16 protein-coding genes are annotated in these 17428 nt (G+C 61.8%); 3 read left to right on the forward strand and 13 right to left on the reverse strand.

The window, feature by feature from the left end; all coding sequences use genetic code 11:
* Positions 1 to 596: 596 nt before the first annotated feature.
* On the forward strand, positions 597 to 2324 hold the full coding sequence (locus LB554_RS26740) for a hypothetical protein (protein ID WP_015316577.1): 1728 nt from the start codon (positions 597 to 599) through the stop codon (positions 2322 to 2324).
* Between the two features lie 139 nt (positions 2325 to 2463).
* Here LB554_RS26740 and LB554_RS26745 read toward each other — a convergent pair whose 3' ends face one another.
* From LB554_RS26745 to LB554_RS26760, 4 genes are all read right to left on the reverse strand, one after another.
* Entirely contained in the window at positions 2464 to 2733 is a 270-nt protein-coding gene (locus LB554_RS26745; protein WP_051041272.1) for a hypothetical protein, read from the reverse strand.
* 43 nt (positions 2734 to 2776) lie between these two features.
* Positions 2777 to 3118, reverse strand: coding sequence for a hypothetical protein (locus LB554_RS26750; RefSeq protein WP_051041273.1), 342 nt, complete (start codon positions 3116 to 3118; stop codon positions 2777 to 2779).
* Positions 3119 to 3173: 55 nt separating this feature from the next.
* Positions 3174 to 3401: a hypothetical protein gene (locus LB554_RS26755; protein ID WP_224587801.1), complete on the reverse strand. Its 228-nt coding sequence runs from the start codon at positions 3399 to 3401 to the stop codon at positions 3174 to 3176.
* Positions 3402 to 3543: 142 nt separating this feature from the next.
* Positions 3544 to 4371, reverse strand: a complete 828-nt coding sequence (locus tag LB554_RS26760) for a DUF2243 domain-containing protein (protein ID WP_224587803.1) — start codon at positions 4369 to 4371, stop codon at positions 3544 to 3546.
* A gap of 308 nt (positions 4372 to 4679) precedes the next feature.
* On the opposite strand from LB554_RS26760, the gene ctaD reads away from it, so the two are divergent.
* Positions 4680 to 6338: a cytochrome c oxidase subunit I gene (gene ctaD / locus LB554_RS26765; RefSeq protein ID WP_224587805.1), complete on the forward strand. Its 1659-nt coding sequence runs from the start codon at positions 4680 to 4682 to the stop codon at positions 6336 to 6338.
* 89 nt (positions 6339 to 6427) lie between these two features.
* Here ctaD and sdhD read toward each other — a convergent pair whose 3' ends face one another.
* Positions 6428 to 6817 carry a succinate dehydrogenase, hydrophobic membrane anchor protein gene (sdhD, locus tag LB554_RS26770; RefSeq protein WP_224587808.1) on the reverse strand — a complete coding sequence of 130 codons (390 nt, stop codon included), beginning with the start codon at positions 6815 to 6817 and terminating at the stop codon, positions 6428 to 6430.
* Positions 6818 to 7033: 216 nt separating this feature from the next.
* Here sdhD and LB554_RS26775 point away from each other — a divergent pair, with 216 nt between their 5' ends.
* Entirely contained in the window at positions 7034 to 7495 is a 462-nt protein-coding gene (locus tag LB554_RS26775) for a hypothetical protein (protein ID WP_224587810.1), read from the forward strand.
* 187 nt (positions 7496 to 7682) lie between these two features.
* Here LB554_RS26775 and LB554_RS26780 read toward each other — a convergent pair whose 3' ends face one another.
* The 8 genes from LB554_RS26780 to LB554_RS26815 form a co-directional block, all read right to left on the reverse strand.
* Positions 7683 to 8231, reverse strand: coding sequence for a hypothetical protein (locus LB554_RS26780; RefSeq protein WP_224587812.1), 549 nt, complete (start codon positions 8229 to 8231; stop codon positions 7683 to 7685).
* Positions 8232 to 8240: 9 nt separating this feature from the next.
* Positions 8241 to 9416: a zinc-dependent alcohol dehydrogenase gene (locus LB554_RS26785; protein WP_224587813.1), complete on the reverse strand. Its 1176-nt coding sequence runs from the start codon at positions 9414 to 9416 to the stop codon at positions 8241 to 8243.
* A gap of 826 nt (positions 9417 to 10242) precedes the next feature.
* Positions 10243 to 11229 (reverse strand): ABC transporter permease, encoded by a 987-nt coding sequence (locus LB554_RS26790; protein ID WP_224587815.1) that lies wholly within the window; start codon positions 11227 to 11229, stop codon positions 10243 to 10245.
* A 3-nt stretch (positions 11230 to 11232) separates the two neighbouring features.
* Positions 11233 to 12237 (reverse strand): ABC transporter permease, encoded by a 1005-nt coding sequence (locus LB554_RS26795; protein WP_411908849.1) that lies wholly within the window; start codon positions 12235 to 12237, stop codon positions 11233 to 11235.
* Positions 12234 to 13781 (reverse strand): sugar ABC transporter ATP-binding protein, encoded by a 1548-nt coding sequence (locus LB554_RS26800; protein WP_224587817.1) that lies wholly within the window; start codon positions 13779 to 13781, stop codon positions 12234 to 12236. Before LB554_RS26800 ends, LB554_RS26795 begins: the two co-directional genes overlap by 4 nt.
* A 60-nt stretch (positions 13782 to 13841) precedes the next feature.
* A complete protein-coding gene (locus tag LB554_RS26805; protein WP_224587819.1) occupies positions 13842 to 14822 on the reverse strand; it encodes an ABC transporter substrate-binding protein in 981 nt (326 codons plus the stop codon).
* A gap of 100 nt (positions 14823 to 14922) precedes the next feature.
* A complete protein-coding gene (locus LB554_RS26810) occupies positions 14923 to 16542 on the reverse strand; it encodes a GMC family oxidoreductase (RefSeq protein WP_015316589.1) in 1620 nt (539 codons plus the stop codon).
* Complete coding sequence (locus LB554_RS26815; protein ID WP_224587821.1) at positions 16539 to 17288, reverse strand: FCD domain-containing protein; 750 nt, start codon at positions 17286 to 17288, stop codon at positions 16539 to 16541. The genes LB554_RS26810 and LB554_RS26815 overlap by 4 nt, the downstream gene beginning before the upstream one ends.
* Positions 17289 to 17428: the final 140 nt, after the last annotated feature.

Consider the following 17428-nt stretch of genomic DNA (forward strand, 5'->3'; position numbering starts at 1 on the left):
CCCGCTCTGAGCCATGCTACCGGACTGATGAGACCGATCGCAATCGCGCAGATAAGCGCTTTCACACGCACCGTACTCAGCCGAGATAACGTTGTTCCCGTTGGATGACCAAAAGCGAGGGGACGGCAGGCCGAAGGGAAAAGGTCGTCGGACGGAACTGTAAATGCGACAGCATCAGCGACCTAATTTGCTGCCGCCAATTTATCTCTCCACGAGGCCCGGAAGACCCGACATGCAGCCGAGCAACTGAGACCCGCTAGCTGCAAGTCCAGACCGGGATTTTCATCTCGCCCGGAACAAGCGCCAAGCCTCGCAGTTCTGTCTTCGCGTGGCAACTCCCGGTGCCTCGCCAGGATGCTAACTTCACAACAGCATTCCCGGCCCGCCTCGGTTCCCTCTCCGAGGCGGGCTTTTGATTGGCCGATGGTCGGAGCGCGTACGGAACGTCAATAAGGCTCCGGCTTTGGCGCGCACAATCACGAACCCTCGACCATTCCGACACATCGAAGCGCTGACGGAGGAGGAACTTAGCGGCGAGGTTGCAGTTCGGCCCGGGGACCTGAAGTCCTGCGGCCTAAGTGAGCAGCAGAAAGACCATGCCCGTACGATCATCCGGCATTAAACTGGCTCCGTCGGACACCTGCCTGAGTTCCGCCGCCGCGTTGCTCCTGTTGTTTTCTATCAGTCTCGCCCAAAGCTGGGCAGCGCTTGCCGGGGACACGGACACCGCGCTCATCAACTGGGCAAGAGCGAAGACCCTTCTTGTCGAGCAACTCGACCGGGAGCCGCGATCGGTAGATGCCCAGTTCAATGAGCCGACCCTGATCAGTCGCGCCGTGACACCGGTCGTTGCGCCATCAGCCGACGAGCGCGCGCGGAATGCGGCGACTAGCGACTTATACGTGCAGATATATGGGCGGCCGTCGCTTAAGAGCTTCCTCTGGACGGGTGTCGAATCCGGCAATCCCTTGACCCGCGACGAAAGCTACCGCTGGGATTCCCTCGACGACCAAGGCCTCTTTGACCACGAGCGGCGGCGTGTCCTAGCTGCCCGTCTGCTTTATCTCGGGATCCTGAACGTCAGGCTTGGCCTCTCGAACCACTTGATTGATCCGGAGCGGGACGAGACCTGGCTGGCGCATGACGGGCTGATCGACGACCTCGACCGCGCCGGCCTGCGGGTCAGCCTCGACCTGCACCATTTCGGCATCGAGGATCGGTTCCGGGTCGCCGGACCGGACGGTCGCACCAAGGGCCGGGCCAGCTACTACCTCAATCAGGACTGGCCAGCCTATTTCGCCGCCTTCTCGCGGGCGGCGATCAATCGCTATGGCCCAAGGATCAAGGCAGTGACCTTGATCAACGAGCCGGAGACGACCATCGGCTTCAACAGCGAGATGTGGAACGGGGCATTTCCGCGTTGGCAAAGCCCGTTGCACACCACCTACTACATCGAGCGTGCCGTGCAGGTCGCCAAGGCCGCCGTGCTGGCGCGCCTTGCCATAGAGGAGGAACTGGCGCCAAGCAAACGGCGCATGCTTTACATCCACCCCGAGGCAGCGGTCTTCAAGCCAGGATGGGATGAGTTCAACCGGCACATACGCTTTTTCGGCAGCGACCTGATTCTTGGAGAGGACTGGCTGCTCGAAGCGGATTTCGAAAAGCTGGAGCTAATGACGCCCGCCGAGCACCTCGCGAAATGGAACGCGACCGCGCCCTCGTCGCGCACATCCCTGGATTGGGCCATCAAGCATTATCTCGACGGCAGCCCGGCGACCGGCCGGCCGCTGCCGGACAGCCTGCAGCGGGTCCTGCATATGCTGAAGGAAGTCCAGGACCTGCATCGAAAACTAAACAGGGAGTTCAAGGTAACGATGAAGAGGGACACCGTTTTCGGGGTCGACTATTACGCTCACAACGAGGACTTCGACACGAAAGGAAAACACCTCAGTGCCGAGCCCCAGAATTATGCCGGCGAGGTCAGTTCAGGCGCGCGCGCGGGCCTCGAGGCGGTGATCACCGACTACTACAATCGCTACCACCTGCCTATGATGGTCACCGAAACCGGAACGCCCTATTTCAACTATGGCGCGCGCTGGCACCAGGAGATGCTGCTAGAATGCGCTGCGGCTGCATCGGCTGGCGTCCCGTTGCTTGCTTACTCCATCTACCCGCTGCTCGATAGCTGGGGGTGGGAAACAGCCCTGTCGGTGTCCAGGCCGCAAACCCTCCTCAACCCCTCCGGCATTTTCACGCTGGCTCTTGAACCACGACCGTTTGCCGGGCGGCTCCTGAGATCGCTGAAGGCTGGTTTTCAACCCTGAGCGCAGCCCGGTGAGCCCCGAACGCACGCGCTATAATCTCATGGTGGCGCGCGGACAATGCCGGGGAGGGCGCCCGCATCTTGGCAACGCCTCTCTCGGGGTTGGCTGTTCCGCGACGGGCGACGATGGTGAACCCGGTTCAACCCGTTCCTCGGCGATCAGCCTGGCGCCGCAACGCCTCGCCGGTATCCACCCGGCGTGCCAGTGCCCTGCCGAGGTGCTCGCCCTCCTGCTTGGCGCCCTGTGAAAGGTCCGGCAATGGCTGGCCGTTCTCGTCGAGGAACAGCGCCACGTCGCCAAGCGCGAAGATGTCGGAACGGCCGATTACCTGCAGGTCGGATGCAACCTTCACCCGGCCGCCGCGGTCGAGCCCGAAACCAAGCCGGGCCGCCAGCGGCGAAGCGGCCACTCCGCGGCCCAGAGCGTCAAGGCCACCGGGATGACCTTGCCGCCTACCGTGATCTTCTGTGCTTCGACCGCCTCGACGCGATTGCCGAGGGGCGACCTCGACGCAGAGCCTTTCCAGGCGCAGAATCCGCCAGCTGCAGACGGTCGCCGGCATCGGCGAGTATGATGCTTGTCTTCTCCGGCCGGATGTTACGGAAGTCGCGCGCCAGGGTGTGCCGGCTGAGTTCTGCGATCGAGCCCGCCAATTCCACGCCGGTCGGGCCGCCTCCGATGATGGCGATCGTCATTAGCCGGGATTGCTCGACTGGATAGGTTATCCGTTCCGCAAGCTCGAACGACAGCAGCAATCGCGACCGGATCGTGCCGGCATCCTCGATGGTCTTCAAGCCCGGACAACCTGAGCCCAGCTGTCCTGGCCGACATAAAACGGCTGCGAACCGGTTACCGGGACCAGTATGTATAGGGAACCGTGGTTCCATCGGCCAGCACAAGCATCCCGCCCTCGGTGCCGATCTCAGCGACATCGCCGAAGAGGACCTGAACCGAGGGATAGCGGCCCAGTATCTTGCGGATTGGCTCGGCGATGTCAGGCGCCGACAGGGCGGCGGTTGCAACCTGACAGAGCAAGGGCTGGAACAGGTGGTGATTGTGGCGGTCGATGATCGTCACCCCCCGATCTCCGCCTTCCGAGCGCCTTGGCAACCTTCAGACCGGCAAAGCCACTGCCGACCACGACGATGCGCGAATTCAAGATTCGCCCATGCCTGCTCTTGGCGAGTTGCATGCTTGATGCTCCTGTCCGGTTCGAAAGTCATAGGCTGTCAGGTATGGCTCGCAGCGATCTGAAGTCAGGGCTCGATCCGGCGGGATCGGTCCAGGCGAGGCATCCGGCAATAATTGGCGTCGTGCTGACGACTAGGGCGCCGCGCACGTAAAGGATCACCAACCCGCGCCACGAGACGCGGTCGACCGCCCAGACGGTGCCGCTGCCGTCGACCCATTTCAGACGGGCGTCGGCGACTTGAATGGCCCGCATCATCGTCGCTGGTTCCATGCCACCCCGAAAGACGATGACCGAATTGGCGGCACCGTTGAAGAGCGGGCCGGCGCCCGCTGCCAATCCTGCAAGCAAGACGATGCTGGTAAGCGCTGCCGACGCGCCGCGTGCCGGTCCGCCGCGGTTGGGCAGCACCACCACCATAAGAAGGGGCACAATGCCGAAGATGACGAGCCACGCCATATCCCAGGCGAGCGGCATGTCGCTGTTCATCTTGATCCGATGCAGCCCCAGCAGCCAATGGAACAAAACGGCATCAAAAATATGCCAGACGCCGAACCCGACCAAGGCAACCCGCAGGATCTCAGTCGTGGTCCCAGGCCGCGCGCCGGCCGCCCTCGCGGCCACAAGCAGCACTGCGCCGGCCACCGCGAGCACATACATGAAAAGGTGAAAGAGGCCGTCGGCCATGATCTGGAAGCGCAGGTTGGAGCCCGCCGGGTCGGCGAGGCCCGAGAGAAGATGATGCCATTGCAGGATCTGATGCAGGACGATGCCGTCGAGAAACCCACCGAGCGCGAAGCCGAGCAGCAGCCACCCTGCTCGGATTCTCCGATCGAACGTCTCGGCAATCGCATCCATGTCAGGACCACTGCCTCCAGGCCGGGGTGGGCCGTCGCGTAGGCGTGGACTGGTCTAGCGTGGGGTCGTGGAGGCCGTGACGCGCCTCGATCGAGAAGGCGGATATCAGCCCACCAACCACCGTCGTCAGAACCATTGCCGCAGCAATTATCGCCAGCATGAATGCTGATCCTCCTCCGCAGGGTGATGCTGCGCTGAGCCAAACCATGGCTTCCGTTGAATGTTCCAGACGCAGGTCTGTGGGGGGAACATTCAACTGCCAGCACGGTTCGGGTGCTGGTTGACGGACGGCCCAAGCGGAGACGGTCATGAGTGAACATATCGCAACAGATCTGGGCAGTCGCGACGACCACAGGCCAAGCGGCATTACCCGGTGGCTGTTCTCGACCAACCACAAGGACATCGGTACACTCTATCTGATCTTCGCTTTCCTCGCGGGCGTCATCGGTATGCTTTTGTCGGTGAGCATGCGAATTGAGCTGCAGCAACCCGGGATCCAGTTTTTCCCCGGACTGGCGTCGATGATCTACGGCTATCAAGGCGACGAGGCCATCGATGCGGGCAAGCAACTCTATAACGTCTTCACGACGGCCCACGCGCTGATCATGATCTTCTACACCGTAATGCCCGCCCTGATCGGCGGCTTCGCCAACTGGATGGTTCCGATCATGATCGGCGCCCCCGATATGGCGTTCCCACGTATGAACAACGTTTCGTTCTGGCTGCTGCCACCGGCATTCATGCTGCTTTTGTTGTCGATCTTCGTGCCCAGCGTGCCGGGCGGCTATGGCTCCGGGACCGGCTGGTTTCTCTACCCGCCACTGTCGACCTCCGGCCATCCCGGTCCCGCGGTCGATCTGGTTATCCTGTCGCTGCACATTGCGGGTGCCTCCTCTATACTGGGGGCTATCAATTTTATTACGACCATCTTCAACATGCGGGCGCCGGGGATGACGCTGCACAAGATGCCCCTGTTTGTGTGGTCGATCCTCATCACCGGCTTTCTGCTGCTGCTAGCTCTGCCGGTGTTGGCCGGCGCCATCACCATGCTCCTGACCGACCGCAACTTCGGAACCACGTTCTTCGCGCCGGACGGCGGAGGCGACCCGCTGCTTTACCAGCATCTCTTCTGGTTCTTCGGCCATCCGGAAGTGTACATCATGATCCTACCCGCCTTCGGCATCGTAAGTCAGGTGATCTCGACTTTCTCGCGAAGGCCGATCTTCGGGTATCTCGGGATGGTATACGCAATCGTGGCGATCGGGGCGATCGGCTTCGTCGTCTGGGCACACCACATGTACACAAGCGGAATAGGCCTCGACACTCAGCGCTACTTCACCTTCGCGACAATGGTGATCGCAGTGCCGACCGGGATAAAAGTGTTCTCCTGGATCGCGACTATGTGGGGCGGTTCAGTCAGCCTGCGGACGCCGATGCTCTGGGCGCTCGGCTTCATATTCCTCTTTACTGTTGGCGGGGTGACGGGCGTTCAACTCGCAAATGCCGGCCTCGACCGTGAATTGCACGACACATATTTTGTCGTCGCGCATTTCCACTACATACTTTCACTCGGAGCGATCTTCGGCATATTCGCGGGCTGGTATTACTGGTTCCCGAAAATGACGGGATATCTGTACAACCCACTTGTAGCTGGAATCCATTTCTGGACGACCTTCGTCGGTGTCAACCTCGTCTTCTTCCCCCATCACTTCCTTGGCCTGGCGGGCATGCCGCGTCGCTATATCGACTATCCCGACGCATTCGCCGGCTGGAACATGATTTCATCGTACGGATCATATTTGTCGGCCGCAAGTGTCGTGGTTTTCCTCTTCGGCATCTTGGAGGCTTTCTCCCGGCGAAGGGCGGCCGGCATGAACCCATGGGGAGCAGGAGCCACCACATTGGAGTGGGAGTTGACCTCTCCACCCCCTTTCCATCAATGGGACAAGCTCCCGAGAATCGAATGATGGCGGCTGCCGCGCGCGACAGGTGACGGGACGGTGCTGAGTTGGAAGGCGCGCCGCGCTGGCCGTGATCTTGAAGGGAGAACCTGCGCCTATCGGAAGCTGATCACGAGCACGGCGAAACAGCTGACGAGGGCTACCGCCCAGCAAAACAACCAGTTGGCGATCAGCAGAACCGATTTCAGCACGGTCGCGTGGCAGTAGTCTTCGATGATCGATTGCATGCCCAGCCGCATGTGGATGCAGTTGACCAAAATGAAGGCGATGAGGGCGGGTGCGACATAGATCGACCCGATGACGCGGACGACGACATCTCGAGGCTCTCCGATCAGCCTGATAACGACCGCGACGATGTAAATGACCAGGATCAACAGTGCAGTTGATGTCAGCCGTTCCAGTATGAACGCTTCGGTTCCATGTTTAGCCGATCCAAGGCCCCGCACTCGAGCCAGCGGAGTTCTGATTGAGCGCCTGTCAGCCATATTGCTTCCCGAAAATCACTTGGTGGGTTGCGCATAACCCAAGCCGTTGCTGTCCAACGCCCGATGGGTGCATAGGTTGCAAGCACGCTCTCAAGTCTAGCGAGGCGGGCTTTTTAGGCTGTTAGCTGATACCCTGAACGCCATTCCTGCGACTGCCAGCTTTCCACAACTCGCTTTCAAGCAGCGAGATGCTGAGGCGGACCCGCATCGGTCTGCTTGACCAGCGCGGCCTTCACCGGTTCGACTCTGCACGGCTGTAGTTCCGTTGCAACGGTGGCGCCAACCACAGGAATTTCAGCGAAACTTGGAATGGGGGAGGGGCATCGCCTGATGCGGACGGGCAAAACGAAACCGGGGTCTAGCCCGGAACAAATCATCGACGATCCGGTTCGGCAGGGTCCGACGATGCTCATTCCAAAGTCGGTCATGTTGGCAGACGAAGGGAAGCTGAAGATGTCGAAATCTCTCGACTGCGCCGTTCCGGACAAAGGCAAGATGGAAACCGGCCCGAAAACATCTCCGCAACAGGATCCTGTGGAAGGCTCGCGCGAGACAATCGATCGCGAACTTGAGCGGACTGACGACGAAAACAATTCCGACGAAGCGGAACGCTTGCGCCGAGATCTGCGAAAAGAGGTGGCGGAAGAGACCGACTTGCCCGAAACCGGCTCGGCCTGAGGATCGCCGGACCTTGCCAAGAGACATTGCGGGCTACCGTGCCCCGATGCTTCCGACGCACAGAACGGCCACTCGACGGTCATGATCACGGCCTAGCCTGTTCTATCAACGTAGGGTCGCCGAGACCAACCCCCTCTGGGACACGACCTGTCGCGGGTCGCATGCCGCCACGGTTTCGGCAACTCTGTCAGGCTGCGCCGGCCTCCCGGCCGCGCTGCGAGCGGGCAAGGTCTCGGGCTACTGCAGCGCCTCGGGGAAAGCCGCTGCGATCGCTGTAGTCGCGTGGCTTGGTTCCGTTGCGTGAGTGGCGCCCGGTCACGCCTTTCGCACCGATGATGTCGAGCAGTGCAAGACCGGCGACCATGGCAAGCGCAAGGCCCACATTGTCGCGCTTTGGGTTGTCATCCCGATACGCCGTCAGCAATGTCGCGATGTCCAGGCCGTCGCCAGCTACCCGACTCCACAACCCAGCCTGCTTGTCCACCGAAAGCGAGAGTATGCCGCTGCTTATTTCTCGCGCCCCATACGCGCGGATCAGCCCTTCCTTGCCGCTCATGCCGAGCGCGCCGGCAATCCGCTCGGCGCCAACCACCTCGACGGCACCCAGCACGATGCTGAACCAGCCGAGCTTGCGGGCAAGGCCGTCGGAGGCGCCGACCACACTCGGCCCAGCCTTCAGCACTTTGGGATCGCCAGGCGATCGGGTGATGTTGGAAACTTTAGCAACCACGGTCATGACGATTTCCTACGGTTTCAGTACAACCTTGATGCAGCTGTCCTGCTTGTCGCGAAACACCTTGTACATTTCGGGTCCCTGCTCGAGCCCGACGGTATGGGTGATGACGAAGGACGGGTCGATCTGGCCATCTTCGATGCGGCGCAACAGATCCTCGGTCCAACGGTTGACATGGGTCTGCCCCATGCGGAACGTGAGCCCCTTGTTCATCGCCGGTCCCATCGGGATCTTGTCGACCAGCCCGCTGTAGACGCCGGGGATCGAGATCACGCCGGCCGGCCGGCAGACATAAATCATCTCACGCAGAACGTGCGGTCGATCATTTTCCATCAGCATCAACTGCTTTGCGCGATCGTAGAGGGTATCGGGTTGGGCCAGCGAGACGTGGCTTTCCATGCCGACGCAATCGATGCACTTCTCAGGACCCATACCGCCGGTGAGTTCCTGCAGCCGTTCAACGACACTTTCCTCGGCAAAATTGATGGCGATGGCACCGCCTGCTGCGGCCATCGACAGCCGTTCCGGCAGGCAATCGATCGCCACCACCTGTTTCGCGCCGAGCAGCAGGGCGCTGCGTATCGCCATCTGCCCAACTGGGCCGCAGCCCCACACCGCAACGGTATCGGTGGGCTCTATTTCGCACTGAGCCGCGGCTTGCCATCCGGTGGGAAAGATGTCGCCGAGGAAGAGGACCTGCTCGTCGGTAAGGCTGTCAGGCACCTTCACGTGCGTGGCGTCGGCGAACGGCACCCGCATGTACTCCGCCTGTCCCCCGGGATAGCCGCCGGTCAGATGAGTGTATCCAAACAGACCCGCGGTGGTGTGCCCGAACACCTTGTCACCGAGATTTTTCTTACGGTTCGTGCGTTCGCAAACCGAAAAGTTCTGTCGCTTGCACTGGTCGCACTCACCGCAGATTATGGTGAACGGCACGACGATCCGGTCGCCTTTCTTCAGAGCGCCGTTGACTCCCTTCCCGACCTCCACGACCTCCCCCATCATCTCGTGGCCCATGATGTCGCCGGGCAGCATGGCAGGCACAAAGTTATGGTAGAGGTGAAGGTCGGAGCCGCAAATCGCACAACTCGTCACCCTGATGATGGCGTCACGCTCATCCACAATTTCCGGATCGGAAACCTGATCGCAGCGTATGTCTTCCTTGCCGTGCCAGACCAATGCCCGCATAGCTTGCTCCTCCGTCCGCAAGATCTGTGGGGTGGGACCTCGCGCCTGTCGTAAGCGGGCCGATGCTTCTTTGGATCGACTGTGTCCGCTGCCTGTCGAACCGCAACGGCGGACCGATGTTCCGGTGCGTGGAGAGAATTTTGGGGCCATTCCAGACCGGGCGCCTTGGAACGATCCGTCGAGGCAAGCAGCGGAGCGCATAGATTGGAGCGAACAGCGTGGTGAGGCCTCTGGAGCGCTTGCAAGCGCACGTTGCGCAATTGCTCAATTGCGCAACGTCTTCATCTGGGGTTCTCTACAGTGAAATCTCGCCGATCATGTCTCATCTGCTGAATGTGACAACTCAGGAGGCTCCTGCTATGGCCGAGGCTGCATTTAAGCGCACATCTAAGCGTTAGTAGAGCTGACATGTGGGAGCACCAATTTTCGGCAATGGGCCCGGAAGCTGACAACTGCAGCGGAGCTACCGGAGAACGGGCTTCGACAGGCGCGCTGAATGTGGGTGAAAACACACATGGTCACAGCCGCACCACCACCAGATTCAATGCGTGCGCGGCAGCCGGAGGGGGCGCCCGTTGCGAGCCCTGACATAACACAAGCCCCGACAACCACGAGCTCATTTCGGTACAGTCCTCAAGGTACCGGGCTGGCGGCGATTGCTTGCCGGAGACCATAATCCCCCACAGAGACAGCATGGGATGGTTGTGGAATCTGCTCTCTCTAAAAGAGGCTTTGGGCCGGCGGCCGCTGGCTGGCGCCCGCGAGACCTCTTCGGGAACGGGTCAGATGCCACAAACGGCAATTGGCGATTGGACCCGTGCGGCGCTCATACGTCACTTCTCGTTCCGGGCCGGGTGCCGCGCCTTCCGGTAAGCCGCGCCTGAAGCAGCACTACGACCAGTAGGAAGAGCCCCCGGATTACGGACTGCCAGTAGGCCGAGAGGGAGATCCAACCCATCCCGTTTTCAAAGTTCAGGATGTTGAAAAGGATGCCGAGCAGGAGCACGCCGGCGAGCGTGGTCAAGACCGATCCGGACCCGCCGGTAAGCAGCGTGCCGCCCACAACCACGGCAGCGATGGCAAACAACTCCCAGCCGACGCCCTCGATCGGCTGGCCGGCCCCGAATTGCGAAGCAAGAACGACGCCGGCGAGCCCGGCCAGGCACCCGCTTGCGACATAGACGAGAAACTTGACGCGATCTGTGCGCAGGCCCATCAGCCGCGACGCATCCTCGCCGCCGCCGATTGCCAGCACCGTCCGTCCCGTGCTGGTGTAGTTCAGGACGACCGATCCGAGCACGTACGCGACCAGGGCGATGATCGCCGGAATCGGGAAGATCCAGAAATTCCCTTGGCCGATGGCGGTGAAACCAGAATCGTAGGAAACCGACACCGTCTGGTTCCCGGCAAGAAGCAGCGCGGAGCCGCTTGCGGCCAGCATGGTGGCAAGCGTGGCGATGAACGGCATCAGGTTCCCGCGCGTAACCAAAAGCGCGTTGATCAGACCGGCCGCCAGCCCGGCGCCCACACCCGCCGCAAGGCCGGCCGCTATGCCGTGCGGGCTAGCCAGGGCCGAAGCGACGCTGCCCAGGGCAGCAACCGAACCCACGGACAGGTCGATGCCGCCCGTCATGATGACAAAGCACATGCCGAGCGCCACGAGCGCGAACATCGAATTGTAGCGCAGCACGCTCACCACATTGAAGAAGCCCAAGAAGCGGTCGTAGCGCAGGAATCCGAAGAGGACGAGCGCTGCAAGCGCGATGACGACACCGTAGGTGCCGATGATGCGGACCAGTCGGGCGCTGTTCATGGACTACACTCTGTGTTGCTGCTGCAGCCAGACGGCGAACGCGATGATGCCTGCCTTGACCACGAGTGCAGCGGCGTCGGGCACGCCATTGGCAAGCAGCGTGTAGCGCACCAGCTGGATGGTCAGCGCGCCGAGCAGCGTGCCGAAAATTGTTGCCTTGCCGCCGCTGAGCAGAGTGCCGCCAACCGCGACGGCCGCGATGGCGTCGAGTTCCATGCCGAGCCCGACCAGATTTGCGTCGCTGGAGGAGTTGATTGCGATGACCACCAGGCCGGCCAGCCCTGCGCACAGGCCGCTGATCGCGTAGACCGCGAGCTTGATCTTCGATACCGCGATGCCCGCGAGTTCCGAGGCCTTTTCATTGCCGCCGACCGCCAAGATGCTTCGTCCAAACACCGTGCGGTGAAGCGCCCACGCCGCCGCCGCGACCAGCACCGCCATTATGATGACCTGCGCAGGGATGCCGAGCGGACGGGCAAGCCCGATCCATTGGAATTGCGGCACGCGGAAGGTCTGCAGATTGCCGTTTGTCATCACCTGGGCGATCCCGCGCCCGGCGATGAACAGCACCAGCGTTGCGACGATAGGCTGGATGCGGAAGCGGGAGACCAGCCAGCCATTGAACAGTCCGAACAGGCCGGCAACGAGGATCGAGATGATCATCGCGACGGCCACCGCCAGATACATGTTCCCGACCGGGAAAATCGTCCCCAGGAAGATCATCGGTGCCAATGCGCCGGAAATCGCCATCAACGACCCAACCGAAAGGTCGATGCCGCCTGTGGCGATTACCAGCGTCATCCCGACCGCGACGATAACTATCGTGCAGACCTGGGTCAGGTTGACGTTGAGCGTCTGCAGCGTCGCGAAATTGCGCGTATAGGCAAGATTGAAGGCGATGAGCACCACCAGCGCGATCACCGTGCCGTAGCGCGCCAGGAAGCCGAACAGATTGAAGCTGCGGGTTCCGGCGTCGTGGGCTGCGGATGGCCTGGTCAGATCGCTCACGCTGCCGTCCCCTCCGCCGAACTCCCATGCGCCATCGCCGCGAGCACGTCCTCCTCGTTCGTTACCTGGCCTTCCAGTTCGGCCACGCTCTCCCCCTCGCGCAGGACGAATATCCGGTCGGCCCCTTCCAACACTTCCTCAAGTTCCGAGGAGATCATCAGCACGCCGAGCCCGTCATCGGCAAGTGTGCGGATGAGGCGCTGGATCTCGCCCTTCGCTCCGACATCGATTCCGCGTGTCGGCTCGTCGAGAATGAGCAGCTTCGGGTTCATCGCCAGCCAGCGGGCGAGCAGCACCTTTTGCTGGTTGCCGCCGGAGAGTTCCCTGACCTTCTGGTTGGGACCAGAGCATTTGATGCCGAGTTCGCGAATGAAACGCTCGACGATCTCCCGCTGCCGGGCTTCGTTGAGGATGCCGTTGCGACTGATCTTTGGCAGCAGTGCCAGCGTTATGTTCTCCGCCACCGTCATCTCCGGCACGATGCCCTCGGCCTTGCGGTCCTCTGTGCAGAAGCCCAATCCGGCCGCGATGGCGTCGGCGGCTCGCGCGGGGCGGTAGGATGCCCCTTCCATCGTCATCTCCCCGGCCTTCAGGCGGTCGGCGCCGAAGACAAGCCGGGCTGTTTCGGTGCGGCCAGCACCGAGCAAGCCGGCAAAGCCGGCGATCTCGCCTCGGCGCACGTCGAAAGTCACATCACGAACCGACTGGCCAGCTGCCAGCCCCTGCGCGGCAAACAGCACGTCGCCGATCCTGGATCGATCGCGCTCGCCGAATGCGGTCGCATGGCCCTCGACCGCCGCGACATCGCGGCCGAGCATGGCCGCGACCAGTTCCAGCCTGCCGATGTCGCTCATAGCGGCGCTGCGCACCGTGCGGCCATCGCGCATGATCGTGACCCGGTCGCAGACCTCGTAGAGCTCGTCGAGCTTGTGGCTGACGAATAGAACCGAAACGCCCTCGACCTTGAGCTGCCGGATGACGCCGAACAGAACCGAGACTTCACGCTCATCGAGCGACGACGTCGGCTCATCCATGATCACGAGGCGGGCGGAAAATCCGATGGCGCGGGCGATCGCTACCATCTGCTGCGTGGCGGTGTTGAAGTCGCTGAGTGGGTGGCGCACGTCGACGCGGATCGAAAACCGGCTGAGCAGGCGCTCGGCTTCCGCATGCATCGCCCTCCAGTCAAGCAGGCCGCGGCGGCGGTTCTCGCGTCCGAGGCAGATGTTCTCGGTCACCGAGCGAAGCGGGACGAGATTGATCTCCTGGTAGATGGTGCTGATGCCGCTGACCTGTGCCTGATGCGGAGAGCCGACCTCGAACGGCTTCTGCTCGAACAGCACCTGGCCCGCATCCCGGCGGTAATAGCCGGTGAGCACCTTGATAAGCGTCGACTTGCCCGCGCCGTTCTGGCCGATGAGGGCGTGGATTTCGCCCGGCCGAACCTGGAGCGACGCGTCTGCGAGGGCAGGGATGCCGGCAAAACGCTTCTGGATATCACGCATGTCCAGGAGCAGCGCGGCTGGGTCCGGATGAGCGGTCATCGGCGAACTCCGAAACCCTACCCGCCGGAGCGGGTAGGGAAGATGGCAGGAGAGTGGATATCAGAATGCAATAGCGAAGTCTTTCTTCGCATTCGTCGCGTCGAAGAAGGCATCCTCGTTCTTGATGAAGGGCGGGATCTTCTTACCCGCGGCATAGTCGGCCATCGTGGCGAAAGCCTTGGGCCCGAACAGCGGGCTGCAGGCGCAGATGGCGCCGATCTTGCTGTCGATGATCGCCTGGACGCCTTCCTTCTCGCCGTCGATCGACAAGATCAGCACATCCTTCCCGGGGGTCTTGCCGGCGGCCTCCAAAGCGGCGATCGCACCCAGCGCCATCTCGTCATTGTGCGCGTAGATGATATCCGCATCGGGATGCGCCTGAAGCAGCGTCTCGGCCACCTGGCGGCCCTTGTCGCGGGCGAAGTCGCCCGACTGGGACGCCAAAATCTTGAATTCCGAGTGCTTGGCGATGAAATCGTCGAAGCCCTTCTTTCGGTCGGTCGCTGCCGACGCGCCAGTCGTGCCTTCGAGTTCGATGATCTTCGATTTTCCGTTGGCGTTCTTGACCAGCCATTCGCCGATACGGGTTGCCTCCTCGATGAAATCGGAACCGATGAAGCAGACATAGTCCTCGCCGGGCTTTGCCATAGTGTGGTCGACGTCCCGATCGATCAGGAAGACCGGGATGCCGGCATCGCGGGCGGCCAGGATGACGGGGACCAGCGGTTTGTCCTCGCGCGGAGGCAAGAAGATAGCGTCGACGCCTTGTGCGATCATCGAGTTTACGTCGGCGGCCTGCTTTGCAGACGACCCTGCGGCATCCGTATAAACCAGTTGATGGCCTAGCTTGGCGGCTTCGTCCTGCATGCTCTTGGTCTCGGCAAGGCGCCACGGATTGTTGCTTTCTGTCTGGGCGAAGCCGACCTTGTACTTGTCCTTCTTGGCCAGCGGCGGCAGCGCCGCAGAGGCGCGTGAGCCGAGCGTAAGCGCGACAGCGCCTGCGGCGGAGCCTACGAGTAGTTTTCGACGGGTAATGATCATGCTCTTTCCTCCTTGATTGTCGCTTTGTGCGACCGTGGACTTTCCTCACGATTTCGGCCTGACGGTCTTTGCATGCTCCCGTCGGCAACCTGGATCAGTTCTATGCCGCCTCCAGGATGAAGTCGGCGCAGCGGTCGCCCAGCATCATCGCCGGCGCGGCAGTGTTGCCGGCATTGATGTTCGGGCAGGCCGACATGTCGGCAACCCGCAGATTGTCTATCCCGCGCACGCGCATCGCTGCGTCCAGTACCGCCATCCGGTCGCTGTCGGCGCCCATTCGACATGTACCGGCCGGATGATAGTTGGTCTTGACGAAGCGCTTGCAATGTTTTGCCAGCGCCTCATCGCTGAGATCATCCTGACTCGGCACGGCGATGGCCTTGACCCGATCGGCGAGGGGCTTGGTCTGGAAAGCCTGCAGGAAATAACGCTGACCAGAGATCATGTCCCGCATGTCGTCTGGATGTTTGAGCAGATTGGGCGAAACGACTGGCATGTCCTTGGGGTCCGCCGAACGCAGCCTCACGAAACCACGCGACTTCGGCTTCACCACAACCGTCGTGACGGTAAGCCCATAGGTGTTCTCGACCAGAGTGAGGATATCGCGGTCCAGATAGACGTGCGGAACGCAGAAGGCCTGGATCGTCGGTTCACCATCCGGATCGGCCGGATTGACGAAGGCGCCGGCCTCGACGCCGGCCGACAGGATCGTGCCGGTGCCGAAGAGTTTAAAATGCAGGCCGTTCCTGATCATTCGCCAGCCTTGGCCTTGCCTGAAATAGCCGTAAGGGCCGTTTGCCGTGGCGATGATCGGGACCTCGGGATGGTCGATCAGATTCTCGCCGACCCCGGGAAGGTCGGCGACGCAGGCAATGCCACACCCGGCAAGCGCGTCGGCTGGACCGATACCGGACAGCATGAGCAGTTTCGGCGAGATGAGGGCGCCGGACGAGACAATTACGTCGGCATCCGCATAGGTGGTATGCTCGGCGCCCGATGCATCGGAGTAGACGACGCCGGTAGCCCGTCCGTTCTCGATCAGCAGCCGGTTGACAGTGCAGTTGAGCTTGAGGGTCAGCTTAGGGTCATTCGTCAGCGGCTCGATGAAAGCGTAGGCGGCGCTGCTGCGCTTTCCGCGCCGGTTCATGAACTGGTAGAAGCCGACGCCGCGCTGCGAAGGCCCGTTGAAATCATGGTTGTACGGCAGTCCCAGCCCCTGGACCGTCTGCACGAACCAACGCGAAACATCATCGATGTGGCCTGGATCCGAGACCAGCAGCGGACCTTCGATGCCGTGCAGTTGGCCGCCCAGCCGATTGTTTCCTTCCATGCCGGTGAAGTGCGGAAGCACCGCCTGCCAATTCCAGCGTACGCCGGCATTGTTGCCTCGCAGCATCTCGTCCCACTCGTCGTAGTCGGCCGAGCGGCCTCGCATATACACCTGCGCGTTGACCGAGGTGCCGCCGCCCAGCACGTTGCCTTGCGAGATTTCATGAACGCGGCCGTCGAGGTGGGCTTGCGGCTCGGTGCGGTGATAGCGCATGAACTTCGAGCCGTTGATCATCTTGAAGATGCCGGGCGGCATGTCGAGCAGGGGGTGATGATGGGAATGGCCGGCCTCCAGCAGCAGGGTTCGCCTTCCTGCTTTGACCAACCTTGCCGCCGCGACGCATCCGGCTGCCCCGCCGCCCACCACGATATGATCGTAGGTCTGCGTCATGCCTCAGGCGCCTCACGGCTTTCGAATGTACCGCGGACATACTCCCACGCCGCCGAAAGATGGTTGAGCAGTGCCCGCTCAGCGCCGTCAGGATCGCGCTCGATAATGGCGATGCAGATTTCCCGATGGCTAAGGAAATTCACTTGGTTGCGCTCGGGCGATCGGGGCATGCGCATCCACTGTGGCGACAGCCAGGCGGTGAATGCCTTGTGCACTACAGGCAGCACTGGGTTACGGGCAGTGTCGTAAAGCACGGCGTGGAAAGCCACGTCGGTTGCGTAGAATTGCTGCGAGTCTGGAATAGCCGCTTCGTTCATCGCCAGCGCGGCCCTGAGCGCTGCGATGTCTTCCTTGCGAGCATGGATAGCCGCGTTGCGAGCTAGAGATCCCTCGAGGAAGACGCGCAAATCATAGAGGTTCTTCACGCCTGCCTGGTCGCTCAGCAGATGGCCGACAATTCCCTCAAGGGCGCCGAGCGCGGCGTCCAGACCGGGCCTGCGTGCAATTGGCCTGAAGCGTGGACGCGCTTCCACCAGCCCGCGGCTGGCCAGGCGCGCAATCGCCTCACGCACAACGCCCCGGCCCACGCCATATTCGATCATCAGTTCGCGCTCTGCCGGCAGGTAGCTGCCGTCGCCAAGCCTTCCCGAGCTGATCTCGGCCTCGATGCCAGCCACCATCGCGTCGGCCGCGCGGGCGGCAGTAATTGCCACGGGCATCTCACGACGGTCTCCCGCATCCAGCAAGCTTTCTTCCTCCCAGCAGCGATGTCATTAAAAAGTAAATCGGACCAAAGCACAAGCGCATGCATGGTTTTGTAAGACCAAACGGGTGGCCATGCTCAATAGTTGGCTTGAAGGTGGCCGGAACGGTTGCCAGCTGGCAA

Source organism: Mesorhizobium sp. CO1-1-11 (assembly GCF_020164995.1).
Classification (GTDB): domain Bacteria; phylum Pseudomonadota; class Alphaproteobacteria; order Rhizobiales; family Rhizobiaceae; genus Mesorhizobium; species Mesorhizobium australicum.

Coding starts and splice junctions, on each gene's coding strand:
- sdhD (WP_224587808.1), bottom strand. CDS start 6,817: ATGGCTGACAGGCGCTCAATCAGAACTCCGCTGGCTCGAGTGCGGGGC.
- ctaD (WP_224587805.1), top strand. CDS start 4,680: ATGAGTGAACATATCGCAACAGATCTGGGCAGTCGCGACGACCACAGG.
- LB554_RS26760 (WP_224587803.1), bottom strand. CDS start 4,371: ATGGATGCGATTGCCGAGACGTTCGATCGGAGAATCCGAGCAGGGTGG.
- LB554_RS26780 (WP_224587812.1), bottom strand. CDS start 8,231: ATGACCGTGGTTGCTAAAGTTTCCAACATCACCCGATCGCCTGGCGAT.
- LB554_RS26805 (WP_224587819.1), bottom strand. CDS start 14,822: ATGATCATTACCCGTCGAAAACTACTCGTAGGCTCCGCCGCAGGCGCT.
- LB554_RS26800 (WP_224587817.1), bottom strand. CDS start 13,781: ATGACCGCTCATCCGGACCCAGCCGCGCTGCTCCTGGACATGCGTGAT.
- LB554_RS26740 (WP_015316577.1), top strand. CDS start 597: ATGCCCGTACGATCATCCGGCATTAAACTGGCTCCGTCGGACACCTGC.
- LB554_RS26785 (WP_224587813.1), bottom strand. CDS start 9,416: ATGCGGGCATTGGTCTGGCACGGCAAGGAAGACATACGCTGCGATCAG.
- LB554_RS26810 (WP_015316589.1), bottom strand. CDS start 16,542: ATGACGCAGACCTACGATCATATCGTGGTGGGCGGCGGGGCAGCCGGA.
- LB554_RS26790 (WP_224587815.1), bottom strand. CDS start 11,229: ATGAACAGCGCCCGACTGGTCCGCATCATCGGCACCTACGGTGTCGTC.